The sequence below is a fragment of the Formosa sediminum genome, from assembly GCF_007197735.1.
Classification (GTDB): domain Bacteria; phylum Bacteroidota; class Bacteroidia; order Flavobacteriales; family Flavobacteriaceae; genus Formosa; species Formosa sediminum.
Genome location: NZ_CP041637.1, coordinates 1,865,353 through 1,883,977, shown reverse-complemented (window position 1 = coordinate 1,883,977; position 18,625 = coordinate 1,865,353). Strand labels below are relative to the sequence as shown.

12 protein-coding genes are annotated in these 18,625 nt (G+C 33.2%); 10 read left to right on the top strand and 2 right to left on the bottom strand.

The annotated features are described in order from the left end of the window. Window positions 1–91 precede the first annotated feature (91 nt). Genes purL through FNB79_RS08275 form a run of 3 tightly spaced genes read left to right on the top strand, consistent with a single transcriptional unit; the run spans window position 92 to window position 6,472 of the window. A complete protein-coding gene (gene purL / locus FNB79_RS08285; protein WP_143382590.1) occupies window positions 92–3,778 on the top strand; it encodes a phosphoribosylformylglycinamidine synthase in 3,687 nt (1,228 codons plus the stop codon). 33 nt (window positions 3,779–3,811) lie between these two features. Beyond that, window positions 3,812–5,836, top strand: coding sequence for a tetratricopeptide repeat-containing sensor histidine kinase (locus tag FNB79_RS08280; protein ID WP_143380868.1), 2,025 nt, complete (start codon window positions 3,812–3,814; stop codon window positions 5,834–5,836). A gap of 3 nt (window positions 5,837–5,839) precedes the next feature. Further along, window positions 5,840–6,472, top strand: a complete 633-nt coding sequence (locus FNB79_RS08275) for a response regulator transcription factor (RefSeq protein WP_143380867.1) — start codon at window positions 5,840–5,842, stop codon at window positions 6,470–6,472. A 152-nt stretch (window positions 6,473–6,624) separates the two neighbouring features. Here the strand turns inward: FNB79_RS08275 and FNB79_RS08270 are convergent, their stop codons facing one another. Together FNB79_RS08270 and FNB79_RS08265 are read right to left on the bottom strand one after the other, a co-directional pair. After that, window positions 6,625–8,370, bottom strand: coding sequence for a chondroitinase-B domain-containing protein (locus FNB79_RS08270; RefSeq protein ID WP_143380866.1), 1,746 nt, complete (start codon window positions 8,368–8,370; stop codon window positions 6,625–6,627). Window positions 8,371–8,468: 98 nt separating this feature from the next. Further along, entirely contained in the window at window positions 8,469–9,131 is a 663-nt protein-coding gene (locus tag FNB79_RS08265) for a TrmH family RNA methyltransferase (protein ID WP_143380865.1), read from the bottom strand. A 61-nt stretch (window positions 9,132–9,192) separates the two neighbouring features. Here FNB79_RS08265 and FNB79_RS08260 point away from each other — a divergent pair, with 61 nt between their 5' ends. The 7 genes from FNB79_RS08260 to FNB79_RS08230 all read left to right on the top strand — a co-directional run bounded on the left by FNB79_RS08260 (window position 9,193) and on the right by FNB79_RS08230 (window position 18,586). Further along, entirely contained in the window at window positions 9,193–9,870 is a 678-nt protein-coding gene (locus tag FNB79_RS08260; RefSeq protein ID WP_143380864.1) for an SIR2 family NAD-dependent protein deacylase, read from the top strand. Window positions 9,871–9,945: 75 nt separating this feature from the next. Beyond that, window positions 9,946–12,162: a RelA/SpoT family protein gene (locus FNB79_RS08255; protein WP_143380863.1), complete on the top strand. Its 2,217-nt coding sequence runs from the start codon at window positions 9,946–9,948 to the stop codon at window positions 12,160–12,162. Between the two features lie 28 nt (window positions 12,163–12,190). Continuing rightward, window positions 12,191–12,646, top strand: coding sequence for a Fur family transcriptional regulator (locus FNB79_RS08250; RefSeq protein ID WP_143380862.1), 456 nt, complete (start codon window positions 12,191–12,193; stop codon window positions 12,644–12,646). A 12-nt stretch (window positions 12,647–12,658) separates the two neighbouring features. Then, window positions 12,659–13,930 carry an adenylosuccinate synthase gene (locus FNB79_RS08245; RefSeq protein WP_143380861.1) on the top strand — a complete coding sequence of 424 codons (1,272 nt, stop codon included), beginning with the start codon at window positions 12,659–12,661 and terminating at the stop codon, window positions 13,928–13,930. A gap of 185 nt (window positions 13,931–14,115) precedes the next feature. Beyond that, window positions 14,116–15,864, top strand: coding sequence for an OstA-like protein (locus FNB79_RS08240; protein ID WP_143382589.1), 1,749 nt, complete (start codon window positions 14,116–14,118; stop codon window positions 15,862–15,864). 13 nt (window positions 15,865–15,877) lie between these two features. Beyond that, on the top strand, window positions 15,878–17,059 hold the full coding sequence (locus tag FNB79_RS08235) for an aspartate aminotransferase family protein (protein ID WP_143382588.1): 1,182 nt from the start codon (window positions 15,878–15,880) through the stop codon (window positions 17,057–17,059). A gap of 141 nt (window positions 17,060–17,200) precedes the next feature. Beyond that, window positions 17,201–18,586, top strand: a complete 1,386-nt coding sequence (locus tag FNB79_RS08230; RefSeq protein ID WP_143382587.1) for a tetratricopeptide repeat protein — start codon at window positions 17,201–17,203, stop codon at window positions 18,584–18,586. The last annotated feature ends 39 nt before the right edge of the window (window positions 18,587–18,625 follow it).

Here is an 18,625-nt window from a genome sequence, read left to right as displayed (position 1 = left end):
ATCGAAAAAAAAGACTGTTTATTTTTTAAAAAAATATCGCTAAAAAACACTAATTTTGTCCTTTCTTAAAAAACAACGCAAATCTGAACATATGATTCATTTCTTTGGAAACGTAAACAGTAAATTATTTGCTGTACAAACAGTTAAAGAATTATCCCCTGAAACCATTTCAAAACTAACATGGCTTTTTGGCAACCAGCCTAAGCTTGAACAAGCATCTATCGATGCTTTTTTTGTTGGTCCTCGTGCCGCCATGATAACACCTTGGAGTACAAATGCAGTAGAAATAACCCAAAATATGGGAATTCAAGACATTATTAGAATTGAAGAATTTGAAGCTGTTTCTGAAGATTATTCTGATTTTGACCCTATGATTTCTCAAAAATTTAAAGGGTTAAACCAAGATTCGTTTACTATTGATATTCAGCCAGAACCGGTTTTAAACATTGAAGATATTGCAGCCTATAACACCCAAGAAGGTTTGGCTTTAAGCGACGAAGAAGTGACATATTTAGAAGGTGTAGCTAAGAAAATTGGTAGACCGTTAACAGATTCTGAAGTTTTCGGATTTTCGCAGGTAAATTCAGAGCACTGTCGTCATAAAATCTTCAACGGTACCTTTGTTATCGATGGTGAAGAAAAAGAGGTATCATTATTTAAAATGATTCGCGAAACATCAAACAAAAATCCTAACGATATAGTTTCGGCATATAAAGATAATGTGGCTTTTGTAAAAGGTCCAGTGGTAGAACAATTTGCACCAAAAACTGCAGATAAACCTGATTTTTATGAAACTAAAAATTTTGAATCTGTAATTTCATTAAAAGCAGAAACACACAATTTCCCAACTACTGTAGAGCCGTTTAATGGGGCTGCAACAGGTTCTGGAGGAGAGATTCGCGACAGACTTGCTGGAGGAAAAGGGTCTTTACCCTTAGCAGGAACTGCGGTTTATATGACGTCTTACTCGCGTTTAGAAGAAAACCGCCCTTGGGAACAAAAATTTGATGCACGTCCGTGGTTATACCAAACCCCAATGGACATTTTAATAAAAGCTAGTAATGGGGCTTCAGACTTCGGAAACAAATTCGGACAACCTTTAATTTCTGGTTCTGTCTTAACATTCGAGCATGACGAAAATGCCTCATCAAGCACTTCAAAAGCTAGAAAATTAGGGTACGATAAAGTCATTATGCAAGCTGGAGGTATTGGTTACGGTAAAGCCGAACAAGCCTTAAAAGACACCCCAAAAGAAGGCGATAAAATTGTTATTCTAGGTGGTGAAAACTACCGTATTGGTATGGGTGGTGCAGCAGTATCATCGGCAGATACTGGAGAGTTCGAATCTGGAATCGAGTTAAATGCAGTACAACGTTCTAACCCAGAAATGCAAAAACGTGCTGCCAACGCCGTTCGTGGTATGGTTGAAAGCGACGAAAATTTTATCGTTTCTATTCACGACCATGGTGCTGGCGGACACTTAAACTGTCTGTCTGAATTGGTTGAAGACACGGGAGGAAAAATTGAATTAGACCAATTACCTGTTGGAGACCCTACCCTATCTGCAAAAGAGATTATTGGTAACGAATCTCAAGAGCGTATGGGATTAGTCATTGCCGAAAAGCATTTAGAAACGTTACATAAAATTGCCGACAGAGAACGTTCTCCTATTTACGATGTTGGAGAAGTTACAGGGAATAACCGCTTTACTTTTGAATCTAAGTTAACTGGAGAAAAACCAATGGATTTGGCTTTAGAAGATATGTTTGGTAGTTCGCCTAAAACCATAATGACAGACAATACCATTGTCAGAAAATATAAAAATCCGCGTTACAAATCTAAAAATTTAAAAATCTATTTAGAGCAAGTGTTGCAGTTAGAAGCTGTGGCTTGTAAAGATTGGTTAACAAACAAAGTAGATAGATGTGTTGGTGGTAAGGTTGCTAAACAACAATGTGTTGGTCCATTACAAATTCCGTTAAATAATGTTGGTGTTATGGCATTAGATTATAACGGAAAAGAAGGAATTGCTACATCTATTGGCCATGCACCTATTTCGGCTTTAATTCAGCCAGATGCAGGTAGTAGAAATGCCATTACAGAATCACTTACCAATATTATTTGGGCACCTTTAAAAGATAATTTAAAAAGCGTATCCTTATCTGCAAACTGGATGTGGCCGTGTAAAAACGAAGGTGAAGATGCTCGTTTATATAAAGCCGTACAAGCCGTTTCAGAATTTGCAATCGACTTGGGGATTAATGTTCCTACAGGAAAAGATTCACTTTCTATGAAGCAAAAATATCCTAACGAAGAGGTTATTGCTCCAGGAACAGTTATTATTTCTGCAGCAGGACATTGTAACGAAATTACAAAGGTTGTAGAACCGCTTTTAAAAGCTAATGCCGGCAACATTTACTATATTAATATCTCTCAAGACGACTTTAAATTAGGTGGAAGTTCGTTCTTCCAAGTGCTTAACGCCATCGGAAACGACACACCTGATGTTAAGAGTACAGACTTTGTTAAAACTGCTTTTAATACCATTCAAGATTTAATTAAAGCAGATAAAATTAAAGCAGGTCACGATATTGCTTCAGGAGGATTAATAACTACTTTATTAGAGTTGTGTTTTGCAGATGTAAATTTAGGAGCAGATTTTGATTTTACAGCTTTAAATGAAGAAGATTCATTAAAATTATTATTCTCTGAAAATGCAGGATTAGTATTCCAAGCCGATGCTTCAGTAGAAGAACACTTTGCAAATGCAGGTGTAGAAGTCTTTAACATTGGAACAGCAAATAATTCAGGACAAATAAGCATTAAAAACCACGAAGAAGTTTTCGCTTTCAATATTTCTGAAATGCGCGACGTTTGGTATAAAACATCGTATTTATTAGACAAAAAACAAACGGCAAATAACGTGGCAGAGGCACGTTACGAGAACTACAAAAATCAGCCACTACAGTATACATTCCCTAAAAACTTTACAGGTAAACTAACTAAAATTGATGCGAGCCAGCCAAGACCAAAAGCAGCCATACTTCGTGAAAAAGGAAGTAATTCTGAACGCGAAATGGCTAATGCTATGTATTTAGCTGGTTTTGATGTTAAAGACGTACACATGACCGATTTAATTTCTGGTCGTGAAACCCTTGAAGACATTCAATTTTTAGGTGCTGTGGGAGGATTTAGTAATTCAGATGTTTTAGGTTCTGCTAAAGGTTGGGCAGGAGCTATTAAATATAACGACAAAGCGAATAAAGTTATTCAAGATTTCTTCGCTAGAAAAGACACCTTATCTGTTGGTATTTGTAATGGTTGCCAATTATGGATGGAATTAGAATTAATTAATCCAGAGCACGACGTTCACGGAAAAATGCTTCATAACGATTCTCATAAGCACGAAAGTTCATTCACGTCTGTAAAAATTCAGAAAAATAATTCGGTAATGTTATCGAGTTTAGAAGGCAGCACTTTAGGTGTTTGGATTTCTCATGGTGAAGGAAAATTTAATCTTCCTAAAGAAGAAAGCGCTTATAATATTGTTGCAAAATACGGTTACGAAAGTTATCCAGCAAACCCGAATGGTTCAGACTATAATACAGCCATGATGTGTGACGCTACAGGAAGACATTTAGTAACGATGCCACATATAGAACGTTCAACATTTCAATGGAACTGGGCAAATTATCCAGAAGGCAGAACAGATGAAGTTTCGCCTTGGTTAGAAGCGTTTGAAAATGCTAAAAAGTGGATTACGTCTAATACAAAATAAATTTCATTACTTTCGTTTATATAAACGGTCCCAATGAAACAACTATTATTAGTCATAATTCTCTTAACTAATACAATTATAGTTGCACAAAATTCAACGCATCAGCATGGCATTGATGCGTTGAAAGTGCAAATTAGTTCTGAATCAAATAAAGGGCAAAAATTAAAATTATTAGATAGTTTAACAAACCTTACTTTTCAAAAAACAGAACTAGGTTTCGACTCTATATGTAGAGCTACTATAAACTATGCCATTGACATAGATTCTCTTAATCTAGCGTCTATAAACACCCAGAGACTTATAAATTATTACAATAATGTTTTGGGCGAACCGGAAGAAGGCATTACTATTTTCAATACTTATTTTAAACTTGTAAAAGACAAAATATCAGACAGAAATCTTGCTGGCATATATATAGATGCTGGAGATAGTTATTATTTTATAAAAGAAGTAGACACAGCCATGTCGTATTACGATAAGGCTATAACATATGCTGAAAAATCTGGAGATAACCGAGTAAAAGCTTTTGGATTCTTAAACCAAGGTTATGCATATATAGACGAAGGTCAATTCCCTAAAGCATCGCAAAGCCTACAAGAAGCTTCTAAAATTTTTGTTACAGTAAAAGACACCTTCAACATTATTGCTTCTAAAAATGCTTTGTCTATTTTATACAGCGAGAATGGTTTTTTAAAAGAAGCAAAAGAAGAGCGTGATCAAGCCATAGCATTAGCAGAATTAACAAAAAATTATGGTTTACTTGTATCCTTATATGTTAACAGAGCATCAGATTACAAAAAACAAGATTTACAACAAGAGCGCATAAAAAACTTACATAAAGCGGTTGAGGTAAATAAAAAATCAGACAATTACGAGTTCTTTAAGCCAATAATATTAAATATTTTAATTATTGCTTATGCAGAAAACGATAGTATAACCAAGGCAAGATCCTACTTAAAAACATTAAAAGAAGATAAAAAGAATATTGAAGGCATTTACGAGAATTATTACTACAGAGCCTGTAGTCATTTAGCTTATGCGGAAAAGGATTATACTACCGCCTTACAATGGAATTTAAAGTATCTTGATGTTGCAAAACACTCCAACAGCATTGAAAGTGTAGAAGATGCCGAAACTTTACTAGCTAAAATATACGAAAAATTAAACCTATATGAAGATGCATACACCCACTTAAAAGCTTCAAAGAAAATTGAAGATTCTTTAAAATCTATTCAAAAAAACAATGCGTTAAGTTATTACCAAACGCTTTACGAGACCAACAAACGCGATCAAAAAATAAAAGATCAGAACAATGAAATTCTATTATTAGACGAACAAAATAGCAGAAAAGCTCAATTATTTTGGTTAAGCATAATTATTCTTATTGCTATTTTTTCTATTATTTATTTATGGCGCTCACGTAAATACACCCAAAGAAACATACAGCTTCAAAAAACCTTTGCTCAAGATCTTATACAGAGCGTTGAAGCTGAACGAAAACGCATTTCAAGCGAACTACATGATAGTGTGGGACAAAGCTTATTACTCATTAAAAATAAAATCTTCTTAGAGAATAAAAACACTACAGACACAGCTTTAGTAGATGGCGCTATTAATGAAGTAAGAACCATATCTCAGCAATTACATCCATTTCAATTTGAAACGTTAGGCTTAATAAAATCTATCAAAAATACGATAGAAAATTTTCAAAAAAATTCAACCATATTCTATTCCGAAGATATCGAAATAGATACCCTAGATATTCCGAAAGATAAAGAAATTTACATCTATAGAATGATTCAAGAATGCTTAAACAATGTCGAGAAACATTCTAAAGCCAACGCTTGTATTGTAAGTCTTAGTAATTTAAAAGATGCTGTTATCTTTCAAATAAAAGACAACGGTATTGGCTTTGATATTACCGAAAACTCAAAATTACTAAATAGCTTAGGAATGAAAACTTTAAAAGAACGTGCTAGATTAGTTGGTGCACAACTAAGTATAGATTCTACTAAAGGGAAAGAAACAATTATTCAAATAAAAATTCAAAAAAAATAAAACATGTCTACTACTATTTTACTTGCAGACGACCACCCTTTATTGTTAAATGGGACCAAAGAGTTTTTAGAAAAAAAATGGTTTAAAGTTATTTCAACAGCCACAGATGGAAATACAGCATATCATAAAATTATAGATTTAAAACCCGACATTGCAATTTTAGATTTTGATATGCCAAAACTAAATGGTTTAGAAATAGCACTACAACTTAAACGACATCAAGCCCACACAAAAGTTATCATTTTAACCTTACATAAACAAGAATCTATTTTAAAAGAAGTTGGCAAATCTATACATGGTTATCTCACTAAAGACAGTGCTCTAGAAGAGTTAGAATCCTGCTTAGAACACATAAATAACAACACCAATTACATTGGCGAAAACTTAAAAAGCAACTCTTTATTTAACGTTAAAGCAGATGCTAATATTGTAAAACTCACGCCCAGTGAACTAAAAATTTTAAGCTATTTAAATAAAAACCTAAATAGCAATCAAATCGCTGAAGAATTATTTATATCTAAGCGTACTGTTGAAAAGCACCGAAGTAATATTATAAAAAAATTAGAAATAGATACTACAAACCAAAATGCCCTTTTTGTTTGGTTAAAAACACATCCTAATATATTTAATACGTAGACCTACGCATTGTATAAACTAAATAACATGCATACTTTAGCAGTGTTAATCAATATAACACTGCTATTAATCTAATTTTTTTAAGACCCCAAAGGGTGTTTCTTTTATAGAAACACCCTTTTTAAATTAAATCCATTTATAAAATATAGCGTTTATTTAATTACAATTTTTTTAGAAACATCTTGTACTTTTACTATATAAGTTCCCGTTTTAAGTGTACTAACCAAAAGTTCTGCTTTGGTAGTATTGCAATACGTTTTTAAAACTATTCGGCCAGACATATCTGCGATTTCAACCGTTCCTAAAATACGATTACCTAAAGACACATTAATATAATCGCTCTTAGACGGCAATGGATAAATAAGAAGTTTAGTATCTTGTATGGATGCCTCACCAATACCCAGAGTAGATTTTCCTCCAAAACCAACTGTTACTCCAACATCTAATTGACTATAAGGAAAAGATACACCTCCTGCATTTAACTCTTCTGCTCCTACATCAAAGTTACTAGGTCTTATCCCTCCAAGAATATCTTCAGTTAAAAATGAATACGATCCTTTTCCTGCATTAACAGCATCACTACCAGCCACTATGCGATAAAAATTATCTTGAGAAGACAATAGTCCAGACGTTACAGATATATTTCCATCTGCATCAGTATCTATATCCCAAGTCCCATTTTGTTTAATATTTCCCTCAAACTTAGATAAAGTGCCGATAAGTTCTGTAATTACTTGAATGGCTTTAACCGTATTCTCGTAAATCAAGTTATTAGCTACAATTACATTTTCTGGAGCAAGCGTATTTGTACTTTTAATTTTAGTCCCTATTCTTAATCCGTAGTCACAATCAACAAAAGTATTATTTACAATATTCACATTTTTAACCTGATAATATTCATTTAATGAGCTATCAGGTTTTCCGTTAGACACATTAATTCCGCCCGTTCCTCCAGAAGTAGATCCGTCTGGCTTTTTAGAATTAACACCTTCAATATAATTATTATAAATATTATGATTTTCTCCCATAACACGTATCCCCCCGCTAAACACGTTTTTATTCGCAAAAAAGAAATTGTTATATACTTCACAGCCATTACCATGACGCAATGTAAGTGCGCCTTGATAATCTTCAAATGTGTTATTGTAGTATTTATTCTTTCCGCTTTTATTTGAAATCACTTCAATTTCGCCACTAAAATTGTAGAAATAGTTATTGTAAACTTCGCTGTAAGAATCGGATAAAGATGTTGAACTACTTCCTAATCTAATGGCATCTTGATCGTTTAAATCATTGATTTCCCCCACAGGAGTTCTATCTGCAAAATAATTATGATGAATTTTATGATAATTTGCCTCTGTAGAGCTTCTGTTATCATTAATAATACTACCTACCCCATGTTTTCCTATAAAAGAAGAATAACTTACCTCGTTATGAGTTCCTCTTAATAAAATCCATTTAAACGTTTCTTTTTCTTGGGCGTTTGTACCATTGTAAGCGTCTATTTTAATATCTGTTACAGTGCAATAATTACAATCTTGAGCCGATTTAAATTCTATTACTGGAGTATCTGTATCTATGTTTGAAGCATTTTGAAAAACGATGCCTTTAAAGATTATATACTTCCCTCCTAATTTAACATGAGAATTTCCTTCAAAAAACACACTACCAGACGTTTGTGCTTCTATAATTATAGGCTGATCTTGAGTACCTGATTTGTTAATACTCAATTCAACATTAGTCCACGTTTTATTAGCTAGAGTAATTGTACTACCTGGTGTAGCGTTGGCTAAAGCCGACTCTAATTGGGTTGTTGTACTCACCACTTGTCCATAAGAACTTGCGGTAAATAGCAATGCAAAAGCAAATACATAATTAGTTACTTGGGTTATTGTCATGATAGTTAATTTAGTTATAAAGTAGTCTGTTGTAACATTTTAGTAAACGTTAAAATTTATCTCAAATATAACTAAAAACTAGACGACAAGAACAGTAATTATATCGGGTTACTTTTATAAAAATTAGCCACGATTTGATCGTAACTTTTAATGGATTTTTTAATCCAATCCATGCGTTTTTCTAACTGTTCGTTTTCAGAAAGCTGCCATTCAATATCTGTTCGTTTTAACTTTGTAGTAACATGTTGTAAAATAATCGCTGCAGAGACAGAAATGTTTAAACTCTCGGTAAATCCAACCATCGGAATTTTTAAAAAACAATCTGCTTCATCTAAAACTGCTTGAGACAAGCCTTCAGTTTCTCGTCCAAAAAAGAAACACGACGGTTTATTAATATTAAAATCATGTAACTCACAATCATTTTCGTGTGGCGTGGTTGCAACTATTTGATATCCTTTTTGTTTTAAATCTGAAATACAATCTTTTACATGATTATATCGATTTAAGTCCACCCATTTTTGAGCCCCCATAGCAATCTCTCGGTCAATGCGTTTTGAGTTTGTTTCTTCAACAATATTTACTTCCTGTATACCAAATACATCGCAACTTCTTATAACTGCACTGGTATTATGCAACTGATACACATCTTCAGTAGCCACAGTAAAATACTTGGTACGTTCCGGTAACACAGCGTCAAATCGTGCTTTACGTTCGGGCGTTATTATATTTTCTAAATGTTCTAGCAGTTTTAAATCGATCATGAATATAAATTCAGTTTTATGAATTGTCGAATTTATAAAAATGATTTCTTATTTTTAAATTATGAAACATATAGTTGTACTTAGTGGCGCAGGAGTAAGTGCCGAAAGTGGTTTAAAGACTTTTAGAGATGCAGATGGTTTATGGGAAGGACATAATGTTATGGATGTTGCAACGCCAGAAGGCTTTGCTAAAAACCCAGAATTAGTTTTAACCTTTTATAACGAACGGCGCAAGCAATTGTTAAATGCAAAACCTAACAGTGCACATTACGACTTAGCCGCATTAGAAAAACAATATAAAGTAACAATAATTACGCAAAATGTAGACGATTTACATGAACGTGCAGGTAGTACAAATGTATTACATTTACATGGAGAGTTATTAAAAGCTAGAAGTGTAGATAACCATGAAATATTACCTTGGGATACAGATATAAAACTTGGAGATCTATGCGCAAAAGGACACCAAATACGGCCACATATCGTTTGGTTCGGAGAGGCTGTACCCATGATAGATCCAGCAATAGACGTATGTAAAACGGCCGACATATTAATTATTGTCGGGACCTCTATGCAAGTATATCCTGCCGCAGGTTTAAAAGATTATGTCCCTGATGGCACACCTATTTTTTACATCGATCCAAACCCTGCAAAAATTTACGACAAGCATATTAATACAATCAAAGAAAAAGCTTCTACAGGTATGAAAACTGTAATAAAAGCGTTATCTTCTCAGTAAAATCTAAACAGAAAACCCTAATCAAAAAAGATTAAAACTGTTGTAAATTAATATTCTTTATACTACTTTTAGTTGATGACAGATGCCGAAATAGAACAAGAAAATGCAGCTATTGCAAAAGCCTATAAAGACCTTTTAAAGGTTAGTTACCGCACGCTTACAGATGATGATAAGAAACTAATTAGAAAAGCGTTTGACGTTGCTGTAGAAGCACATAGCGAACAACGCAGAAAATCTGGAGAAGCCTATATATTCCATCCCATAGCGGTAGCGCGTTTAGTTGCAAAAGAAATTGGATTAGATGCAACTTGTATTGCTGCAGCGCTTTTACATGATGTTGTAGAAGACAATCCGAATTACACCATTGAAGATATAGAAAATCTTTTTGGAAAAACCGTAGCCATAATTGTTGAAGGTTTAACCAAAATTTCTTCCATGCAAAAAGATATGGAAGATGTTTCTCTTCAAGCAGAAAACTTCCGTAAAATGCTACTTACTCTTAATGATGATGTTCGCGTTATCATTATTAAAATAGCAGACCGTTTGCACAATATGCAAACCATGGATTCTATGCGTGCTGACAAACAAATTAAAATTGCCAGCGAAACCCTTTACATCTATGCGCCCTTAGCACACCGTATTGGACTTTATAATATTAAAACAGAATTAGAAGATTTAGGATTAAAATATACCGAACCTGAAGTATATTTTGACATACTAAATAAAATAAAGGAAAGTAAAGAAGAGCAAGACGAATATATACGAGAGTTTAATGAGTTAATAGAAAAATCACTAGATAAAGAAGGCTTACATTATACTATTAAAGGACGTCCAAAATCGATATTTTCTATTCGTAGAAAAATGTTAAAACAAGGCGTGTCTTTTGATGAAGTCTACGATAAGTTTGCTGTTAGAATTATATATAAAAGTGATGCCGCTAACGAAAAGTTTTTAGCTTGGAAAATCTATTCCATAGTTACTGATCATTTTCGTCCAAACCCTACACGGTTAAGAGATTGGATTTCATCACCAAAATCTACGGGTTACGAGGCCTTGCACATTACGGTAATGGGACCTAAGGGCCGTTGGGTAGAAGTACAAATACGCAGTGAACGTATGAACGAAATTGCTGAAAAAGGGTACGCTGCACATTACAAATACAAACAAGAAACAGAGAAAGAAGACAGTTTAGACACTTGGGTTGCTAAGCTACAAGAAGCCTTAGAAAGTAACGAAACCAATGCTGTAGATTTTGTTGAGCAATTTAAACTTAACTTATATTCAAAAGAAATATTTGTATTTACTCCTAAAGGAGATTTAAAATCGTTACCAAAAGATGCAACACCATTAGACTTTGCTTTCAATATACATACCGAAGTTGGTATGCATACCAGAGGTGCCAAAGTTAACGGTAAACTTGTACCCCTAAGTTTTAAATTACATAGTGGTGACCAAGTAGACATTTTAACATCAGAAACCGCTAAACCTAATGCTAACTGGCTGGATTATGCCACAACAGCTAAAGCTAGAAGCAAAATTAAATCGGCTTTAAAAGAAGATAAAAAACGTATTGGAGAAGATGGTAAAGAAATTTTAAGACGTAAATTAAAACAACTTAAAATTGATCTTAACGAAAAATCTGTAAATGAACTGGTTCATTTCTTTAAACTTAAAACCAGTTTGGACCTTTTTTACCGCATTGGTATTGGAGCAATAGACAATACCATGTTAAAATCTTATGCTTCTTCTAGAAGTAATGCTTTAGTAAGCTTCTTTAAAAATAAAATTACACGCCGTGCAAACGTATCTAAAGAAGAGCTTGAAAAAGAAGAAGTTACTTCTAAATATGATTTACTTGTTTTTGGAGATGAAGAAGAAAAATTAGATTATAAATTATCCAATTGTTGCAACCCAATACCTGGAGATCAAGTATTTGGATTTATATCTATAAATGATGGTTTAAAAGTTCACAAAAAAAATTGTCCTAATGCTGTATCTTTGCAATCTAATTACGCATATAGAATAATTCAGGCCAAGTGGATCGATTCGTCTCAGCAAGCTTATTCTGCGCAATTAATTTTATCGGGAATAGATAATATTGGAATTGTAAATGAAATTACAAAAATCATTTCATCCAATATGCATGTTAATATTAAAAGTATAAGTTTTAAAACAAACGACGGACTTTTCTCAGGTAAATTGAATGTAATTGTAAAGAATAATTCAATGCTAAATAAATTAGTTATGAATCTTAAAAAAATTAATGGTATAGATAAAGTGTCTAGAATCTAAAAATATATGTAAATTTGCGGTTGAAATTATGAGTTTAAAATCAGATACAAAAAACCAGGACATTGTAAAGAATGTCTTCACTAAATTTTTAGAGGATAACGGGCACCGTAAAACACCTGAACGTTACGCCATACTTCAAGAAATTTACGATAGCGAAGTACACTTCGATATAGAATCTTTATACCTGAATATGAAGAACAAAAAATATCGTGTAAGTCGTGCTACACTTTACAATACTATTGAGCTTCTCCTAGATTGCGGCTTAGTAAGAAAACACCAGTTTGGTCAAAATCAAGCACATTACGAAAAATCGTATTTCGATAAACAACACGATCACGTCATTTTAACAGACACTGGCGAAGTAATCGAATTTTGCGATCCAAGAATTCAATCTATCAAAAAAACTATTGAAGAGGTTTTTGATATTGAAATAAAAAATCATTCGCTATATTTCTATGGCAACAGAAAAATAACAACCAAATAATAAATTTTTATAATGGCAGTAGATTTACTACTAGGGTTACAATGGGGAGACGAAGGCAAAGGAAAAATTGTTGACGTTCTTACCTCAAAATATAATGTTATTGCTCGTTTTCAGGGTGGTCCAAATGCAGGACACACACTAGTTTTTAACGGTAAAAAACACGTTTTACACACCATTCCTTCAGGTATTTTCCATGATGATGCTATGAATTTAGTAGGTAACGGTGTGGTTATAGACCCAGTAATCTTTAAGAAAGAATTAGATAAGCTAGAAGAACAAGATGTAGATTACAGAAAGTCACTTCTTATTTCACGTAAAGCACATATAATTTTACCAACACACCGTTTGTTAGATGCAGCTAGTGAAACCTCTAAGGGAAAAGCTAAGATTGGCTCTACTTTAAAAGGTATTGGCCCAACTTATATGGACAAAACAGGTCGTAACGGTATGCGAGTTGGAGACTTAGAATTAGAAGATTGGAAAGACCGCTATAGAGCTTTGGCTGATAAGCATGAAGCTATGATTGGTTTTTACAATGTTGAAATTCAATACAATTTAGCAGAACTTGAAACTGAATTTTTTGAAGCTGTTGAAGTCTTAAAATCTTTAAAATTTATTGATTCTGAAGAATATGTGTACCAAGCTCAAAAAGCAGGAAAAACCATACTTGCAGAAGGTGCTCAAGGTTCACTTTTAGATATCGATTTCGGAACATATCCATTTGTAACATCTAGTAATACCACTGCTGCAGGGGCTTGTACAGGCTTAGGAGTTGCTCCTAACCAAATTGGTGAGGTATTCGGGATATTTAAAGCATATACTACACGTGTAGGTTCTGGGCCATTCCCAACAGAATTATTTGATGAAGATGGTGCAACAATGGCTAAAGTAGGACACGAATTTGGTGCAACTACAGGACGTGCGCGTCGTTGTGGTTGGTTAGACCTTGTGGCTTTAAAATATGCTTGCCAAGTTAATGGTGTAACACAACTTATGATGATGAAAGCAGATGTATTGTCTGGTTTTAAAACATTAAAAGTATGTACTGCTTATAAATATAAAGGAGAAGTAATCGAACATTTCCCTTATAATATAGAACCAGAAAATGTAGAGCCAATTTATACTGATTTTGAAGGATGGAGTGAAGATTTAACTAAAATGTCTGAAGACTCTCAACTTCCTAAATCTTTAAATGCCTATATCGAATTTTTAGAAAAAACCTTAGAAACACCTATTACTATTGTTTCTGTAGGTCCAGATAGAAAAGAAACTATTTTTAGATAAATTTAAGTTTTAATCACTTATAAAAACCTGCTTTTATTCATTTTAAGCAGGTTTTTTTTATCTTAAATGTTTTACAAATCACTGTCGAAAATCATTTATATCCTTATTTTTGCCACAAATATTCCAAATTGAAAACAGTTAAATTACACTATCTATTTATTATATTCTTTTTTATTACGGTTGGTATGCTTAATGCACAACAACAAAAACGTATTAAAATTGAATATTCTGGTTTTTTAACCACCAGTGAAGCCAAATATCCTGGAGCTAAAATTTTAACTCGAGACGATTCTGGACAAATTCACATTATTCACGAAGGTGTAAATATGTGGTGCGATCAAGCCATTTTTTATAGTAATGAAGATTTCATAGAAGCATACGGAAATGTTAAAATGAAACAAGGTGACACTATAAATATGGATGCAAAATATGTAGAATACAGCGGAAAAACCAAATTAGCATTTGCTAGTGGTAATGTAGTTTTAACCGAACCTAGTTCTGTTTTAACTACAGATACCTTATATTTTGATCGTGCAAAACAACAATCTTTTTATAAAAGTGGTGGTACTGTAGTTCGGGATTCTTCAGGAACAATTACGAGTACAATCGGGCGCTATTACATGAACCTAAAAAAATATCAATTTGTAAAGAAAGTAAAACTAGTTAACCCACAATATGTATTAGATACCGAACAGTTAGATTATTACACAGAAAATGCTCTAGCTTACATGTATGGTCCCAGTACAATTACTGGAGAAACTTCTAAAATATATTGCGAACGCGGTTTTTACGATACCAAAAGCGACATTGGTTATTTTATAAAAAACTCTAGAATAGATTACGATAACCGAACAATAGAGGGTGATAGTTTGTACTTTGATAGAAGCAAAAGCTTTGCTTCTGCAACAAATAACATAACCGTTACAGACACTCTAAATAATAGTGTAATTAAAGGTCATTATGCAGAAGTTTTTAGAGAAAAAGACTCTGTTTTCATTACCAAACGAGCCTTGGCTATTTCAGTACAAGAGCGCGATTCTCTATACATCCATGGAGATACACTAATGGTAACAGGGAAACCAGAACACCGAATAACTCGAGCCTTTAGAAATGTAAAAATGTATAAATCTGATATGAGTGGTAAAGCAGATTCTATTCATATGGACCAACAAACCGGTTTAACCCAACTTATAAACCTTTCAGAATTATCTCCTAAAGACAATTTTGCAGTTAAACGACGCCCTATAATTTGGAATCTAGGCAATCAAATGACAGGAGATACTATTCATATTAAATCCAACGCAAAAGAAGAGCGACTAGACTCTCTTATTGTCTTTGAAAACGCATTTATAATAAGTAAAGACACTATTGGCAAAGGATTTAATCAAATTGCAGGACAAAGATTATACGGTTTATTTAACGACAAAAATCAATTAAAACAAGTAGACATTATAAGAAATGCAGAGTCTATATATTATGCAAGGAATGATAAACAAGAGTTAATAGGAATAGAAAAATCTAAATCTGCAAACATCTCTATGTTCTTTAGCGAAAATGAGATTATCGAATTAAAAAAGATTAACCAAGTAGATGGGACGCTATTTCCAGAATCTAAATACCCTGCCAATGCCACAAAATTAAGAGGTTTTGACTGGCGCGAGGAAGAACGTCCTAAAAGTGTAGAAGATTTATTTAAAGATGATCCACCATTAAATCTACCTGTAATAAAAGGCCTTGAGCCTTATATACCCCAAGACAATTTCTTTGATGAAGAATTATTAAATCGAGCCGAAAAAGCCGAAGACACTAATAAATCTAAAAATGTTCAAAATCCAAGTAAAGCCTCAAGACATATTCCAAGTAAAGATTCTATTCAAAATTTAAAGCCTAATGTAAAACAACCAGCAACTTTACAAAAAGAAGCAAACGATTAAGCAACTTAATATGATGAAAGACCAATTCTTTAAATATCAAGCACAGACTTCTCCTTTCCCTTTAGCCATGGAGATATCTCAAGCAAAAGGTTCATACATTTACGATACGGATAACAAGGCATATTTAGATTTTGTTGCAGGAGTTTCGGCTTGTAGTTTAGGGCATTGTCACCCAAAAGTTGTCAATGCTATTAAAACACAATTAGACCAATACCTACACGTAATGGTTTATGGCGAATACATACAAGGTCCGGCAGTAGCTTTAGCTCAATTTATTGCAGACCATACACCAGAACCTTTAGAACAAACTTATCTTGTAAATTCTGGTACAGAAGCTATTGAAGGTGCTCTAAAATTAGCCAAACGTGCCACTGGACGTAGTGAAATTATAGCTGCAAAACATGCTTACCATGGAAACACTATGGGATCTATGAGTGTTATGGGGTATGAAGAACGTAAACAAGCCTATAGACCTTTAGTACCCGGTACTAAATTAATTACGTTTAATAACGAAAAACATTTAGAAGACATCACTACCAAAACGGCTGCTGTAATTCTAGAAACTATTCAAGGAGGAGCTGGATTTATAGAACCGATTAACGGATATCTAAACAAAGTAAAAAAACGTTGCCAAGCCGTTGGAGCTCTTTTAATTTTAGATGAAATACAACCCGGAATTGGACGTACAGGGAAACTTTTTGGCTTCGAAAATTACGACTGCGTTCCAGACATATTAGTAATGGGAAAAGGGTTAGGTGGCGGAATGCCTATAGGAGCATTTACAGCTTCAACACAATTAATGAGTTTGCTTAAAGACAGTCCAAAAATGGGACATATAACCACCTTTGGAGGGCATCCTGTTATAGCAGCTGCTGCACTAGCGACATTAAAAGAAGTTACAGAAACAACATTAATGGCAGACGCTCTAAAAAAAGAACAACATATTAGACGTTTACTACAACATCCTTTAATTACCGAAATACGTGGTAGAGGTTTAATGCTAGCAGCATTAACACCAAGTGAAGAACTTACAAATCATGTTATTTTAGAAGCTCAAAATCGAGGATTAATTGCTTTCTGGCTCCTTTTCGAACCTAAAGCAATAAGAATCACCCCGCCTTTAACTATTTCTCTAGAAGAAATAAAAGCCGGTTGCAAAATAATTATCGACATTTTAAACTCAGTAAACAACTAAATAACAACAACATAACACACTTAAAGTTTAATATAAAAAAATACTGTTGATTACTTTGTTGAAAACATTTATCTATTTTTTTAATTATGCTTAAATTTGAGTATTACATTTAATGGTATAAGAAACCATATACAACTGCCTATGGAGTTCAGTCCTAACAACAACGAGTTACCTTTAATTAAATTTGAATCAATGCTTAAAACAAACCATGTGTTGTTTTTTGATTCAGAAGAATTTGAAAATATAATTCACTACTACTTAGATTTAGGAAAAATTGCACTGGCTAAAAAAGCCATAAAATTAGGTTTAGATCAACATCCTACAAGTACCAATTTAAAACTCTTTAAAATTGAAGTTTTTGTTTTTGAAAACAAATTGGAACAAGCAGATAGTATGTTAAACGATTTGTATATGTTAGAACCTCAGAATGAAGAAATTTACATTCAGAAGGCTAATATCTTATCAAAACGAGACCAGCACGAGCAAGCCATAGATGTCTTAAAAAAAGCCATTAATCTTGCCGATGAAACTGCAGATTTGTATTCTTTAATAGGCATGGAATATTTATTCTTAGACAAATTTGAAGAAGCAAAAGATAGTTTTATTAAATGTTTAGAAGAAGATCTTGAAGACTATTCTGCTCTATATAACATGATTTACTGTTTTGAATTCATGGAACAGCATGAAGAAGCAATTAAGTATCTTAATTTATATTTAGATCAGAATCCGTATAGTGAAGTTGCTTGGCACCAACTTGGTAAACAATATTATGCTTTAAAACGCTATAAAAAAGCGATTGCTGCCTACGATTTTGCAATTATCTCAGACGATACATTTGTAGGCGCTTATATTGAAAAAGGAAAAGTTCTTGAAAAACTTAAACGTTTTGAAGATGCTATAGAAAGTTATACCACATCACTATCTTTAGACGACCCTACTTCCTTTGCGCTGTTACGTATTGGCCAATGCTACGAGAAACTAGACAAAACAGAACTTGCAATTAAATATTATAAACAAACGGTACATGAGGATCCGTTATTAGATAAAGGTTGGGTAGCAATTACAAAATTTTACAGCAAACAAAAAAACTTTCAAAAAGCATTATATTACATAAACAAAGCCATAAGTATTGATGGTGAAAATGTAAAATATTGGAAGTTATATGCTCAAATTAACCATCGTTTAAATTTTTTAGAAGAAGCAGAATTCGGCTATAAAAAAGCAATCGAGTTAGGAAATTACGAATTAAATACATGGCTATCTCGTTGCGATATTCTAATAAAAATAGGAGAACCAGAAGCTGCTATCTTTAATTTATTGCAAGCTGCAGAATTCTATCCAGAAAATGCAGAGATAGAATATCGTTTAGCAGGGTTGTATTTTAAAGGCAATGAAATTGAAAAAGCTTCATTTCACTTAAAAAATGGTTTACACTATAATCCTGAATATGTTTTTATTATTGAAGAACTCTTTCCGGAAACATATTCATCTAAACTCGTTAAAAAAGCGCTTAAAGCAAAAGATTAGACTGTGCAATGTGGGTAAAATTCATACCTTTGGATTTAG

Excerpts from the sequence above, each read along its gene's own strand:
- purL (WP_143382590.1), top strand. The coding sequence starts at position 92 with ATGATTCATTTCTTTGGAAACGTAAACAGTAAATTATTTGCTGTACAA.
- FNB79_RS08280 (WP_143380868.1), top strand. The coding sequence starts at position 3,812 with ATGAAACAACTATTATTAGTCATAATTCTCTTAACTAATACAATTATA.
- FNB79_RS08275 (WP_143380867.1), top strand. The coding sequence starts at position 5,840 with ATGTCTACTACTATTTTACTTGCAGACGACCACCCTTTATTGTTAAAT.
- FNB79_RS08270 (WP_143380866.1), bottom strand. The coding sequence starts at position 8,370 with ATGACAATAACCCAAGTAACTAATTATGTATTTGCTTTTGCATTGCTA.
- FNB79_RS08265 (WP_143380865.1), bottom strand. The coding sequence starts at position 9,131 with ATGATCGATTTAAAACTGCTAGAACATTTAGAAAATATAATAACGCCC.
- FNB79_RS08260 (WP_143380864.1), top strand. The coding sequence starts at position 9,193 with ATGAAACATATAGTTGTACTTAGTGGCGCAGGAGTAAGTGCCGAAAGT.
- FNB79_RS08255 (WP_143380863.1), top strand. The coding sequence starts at position 9,946 with ATGACAGATGCCGAAATAGAACAAGAAAATGCAGCTATTGCAAAAGCC.
- FNB79_RS08250 (WP_143380862.1), top strand. The coding sequence starts at position 12,191 with ATGAGTTTAAAATCAGATACAAAAAACCAGGACATTGTAAAGAATGTC.
- FNB79_RS08245 (WP_143380861.1), top strand. The coding sequence starts at position 12,659 with ATGGCAGTAGATTTACTACTAGGGTTACAATGGGGAGACGAAGGCAAA.
- FNB79_RS08240 (WP_143382589.1), top strand. The coding sequence starts at position 14,116 with ATGCTTAATGCACAACAACAAAAACGTATTAAAATTGAATATTCTGGT.
- FNB79_RS08235 (WP_143382588.1), top strand. The coding sequence starts at position 15,878 with ATGAAAGACCAATTCTTTAAATATCAAGCACAGACTTCTCCTTTCCCT.
- FNB79_RS08230 (WP_143382587.1), top strand. The coding sequence starts at position 17,201 with ATGGAGTTCAGTCCTAACAACAACGAGTTACCTTTAATTAAATTTGAA.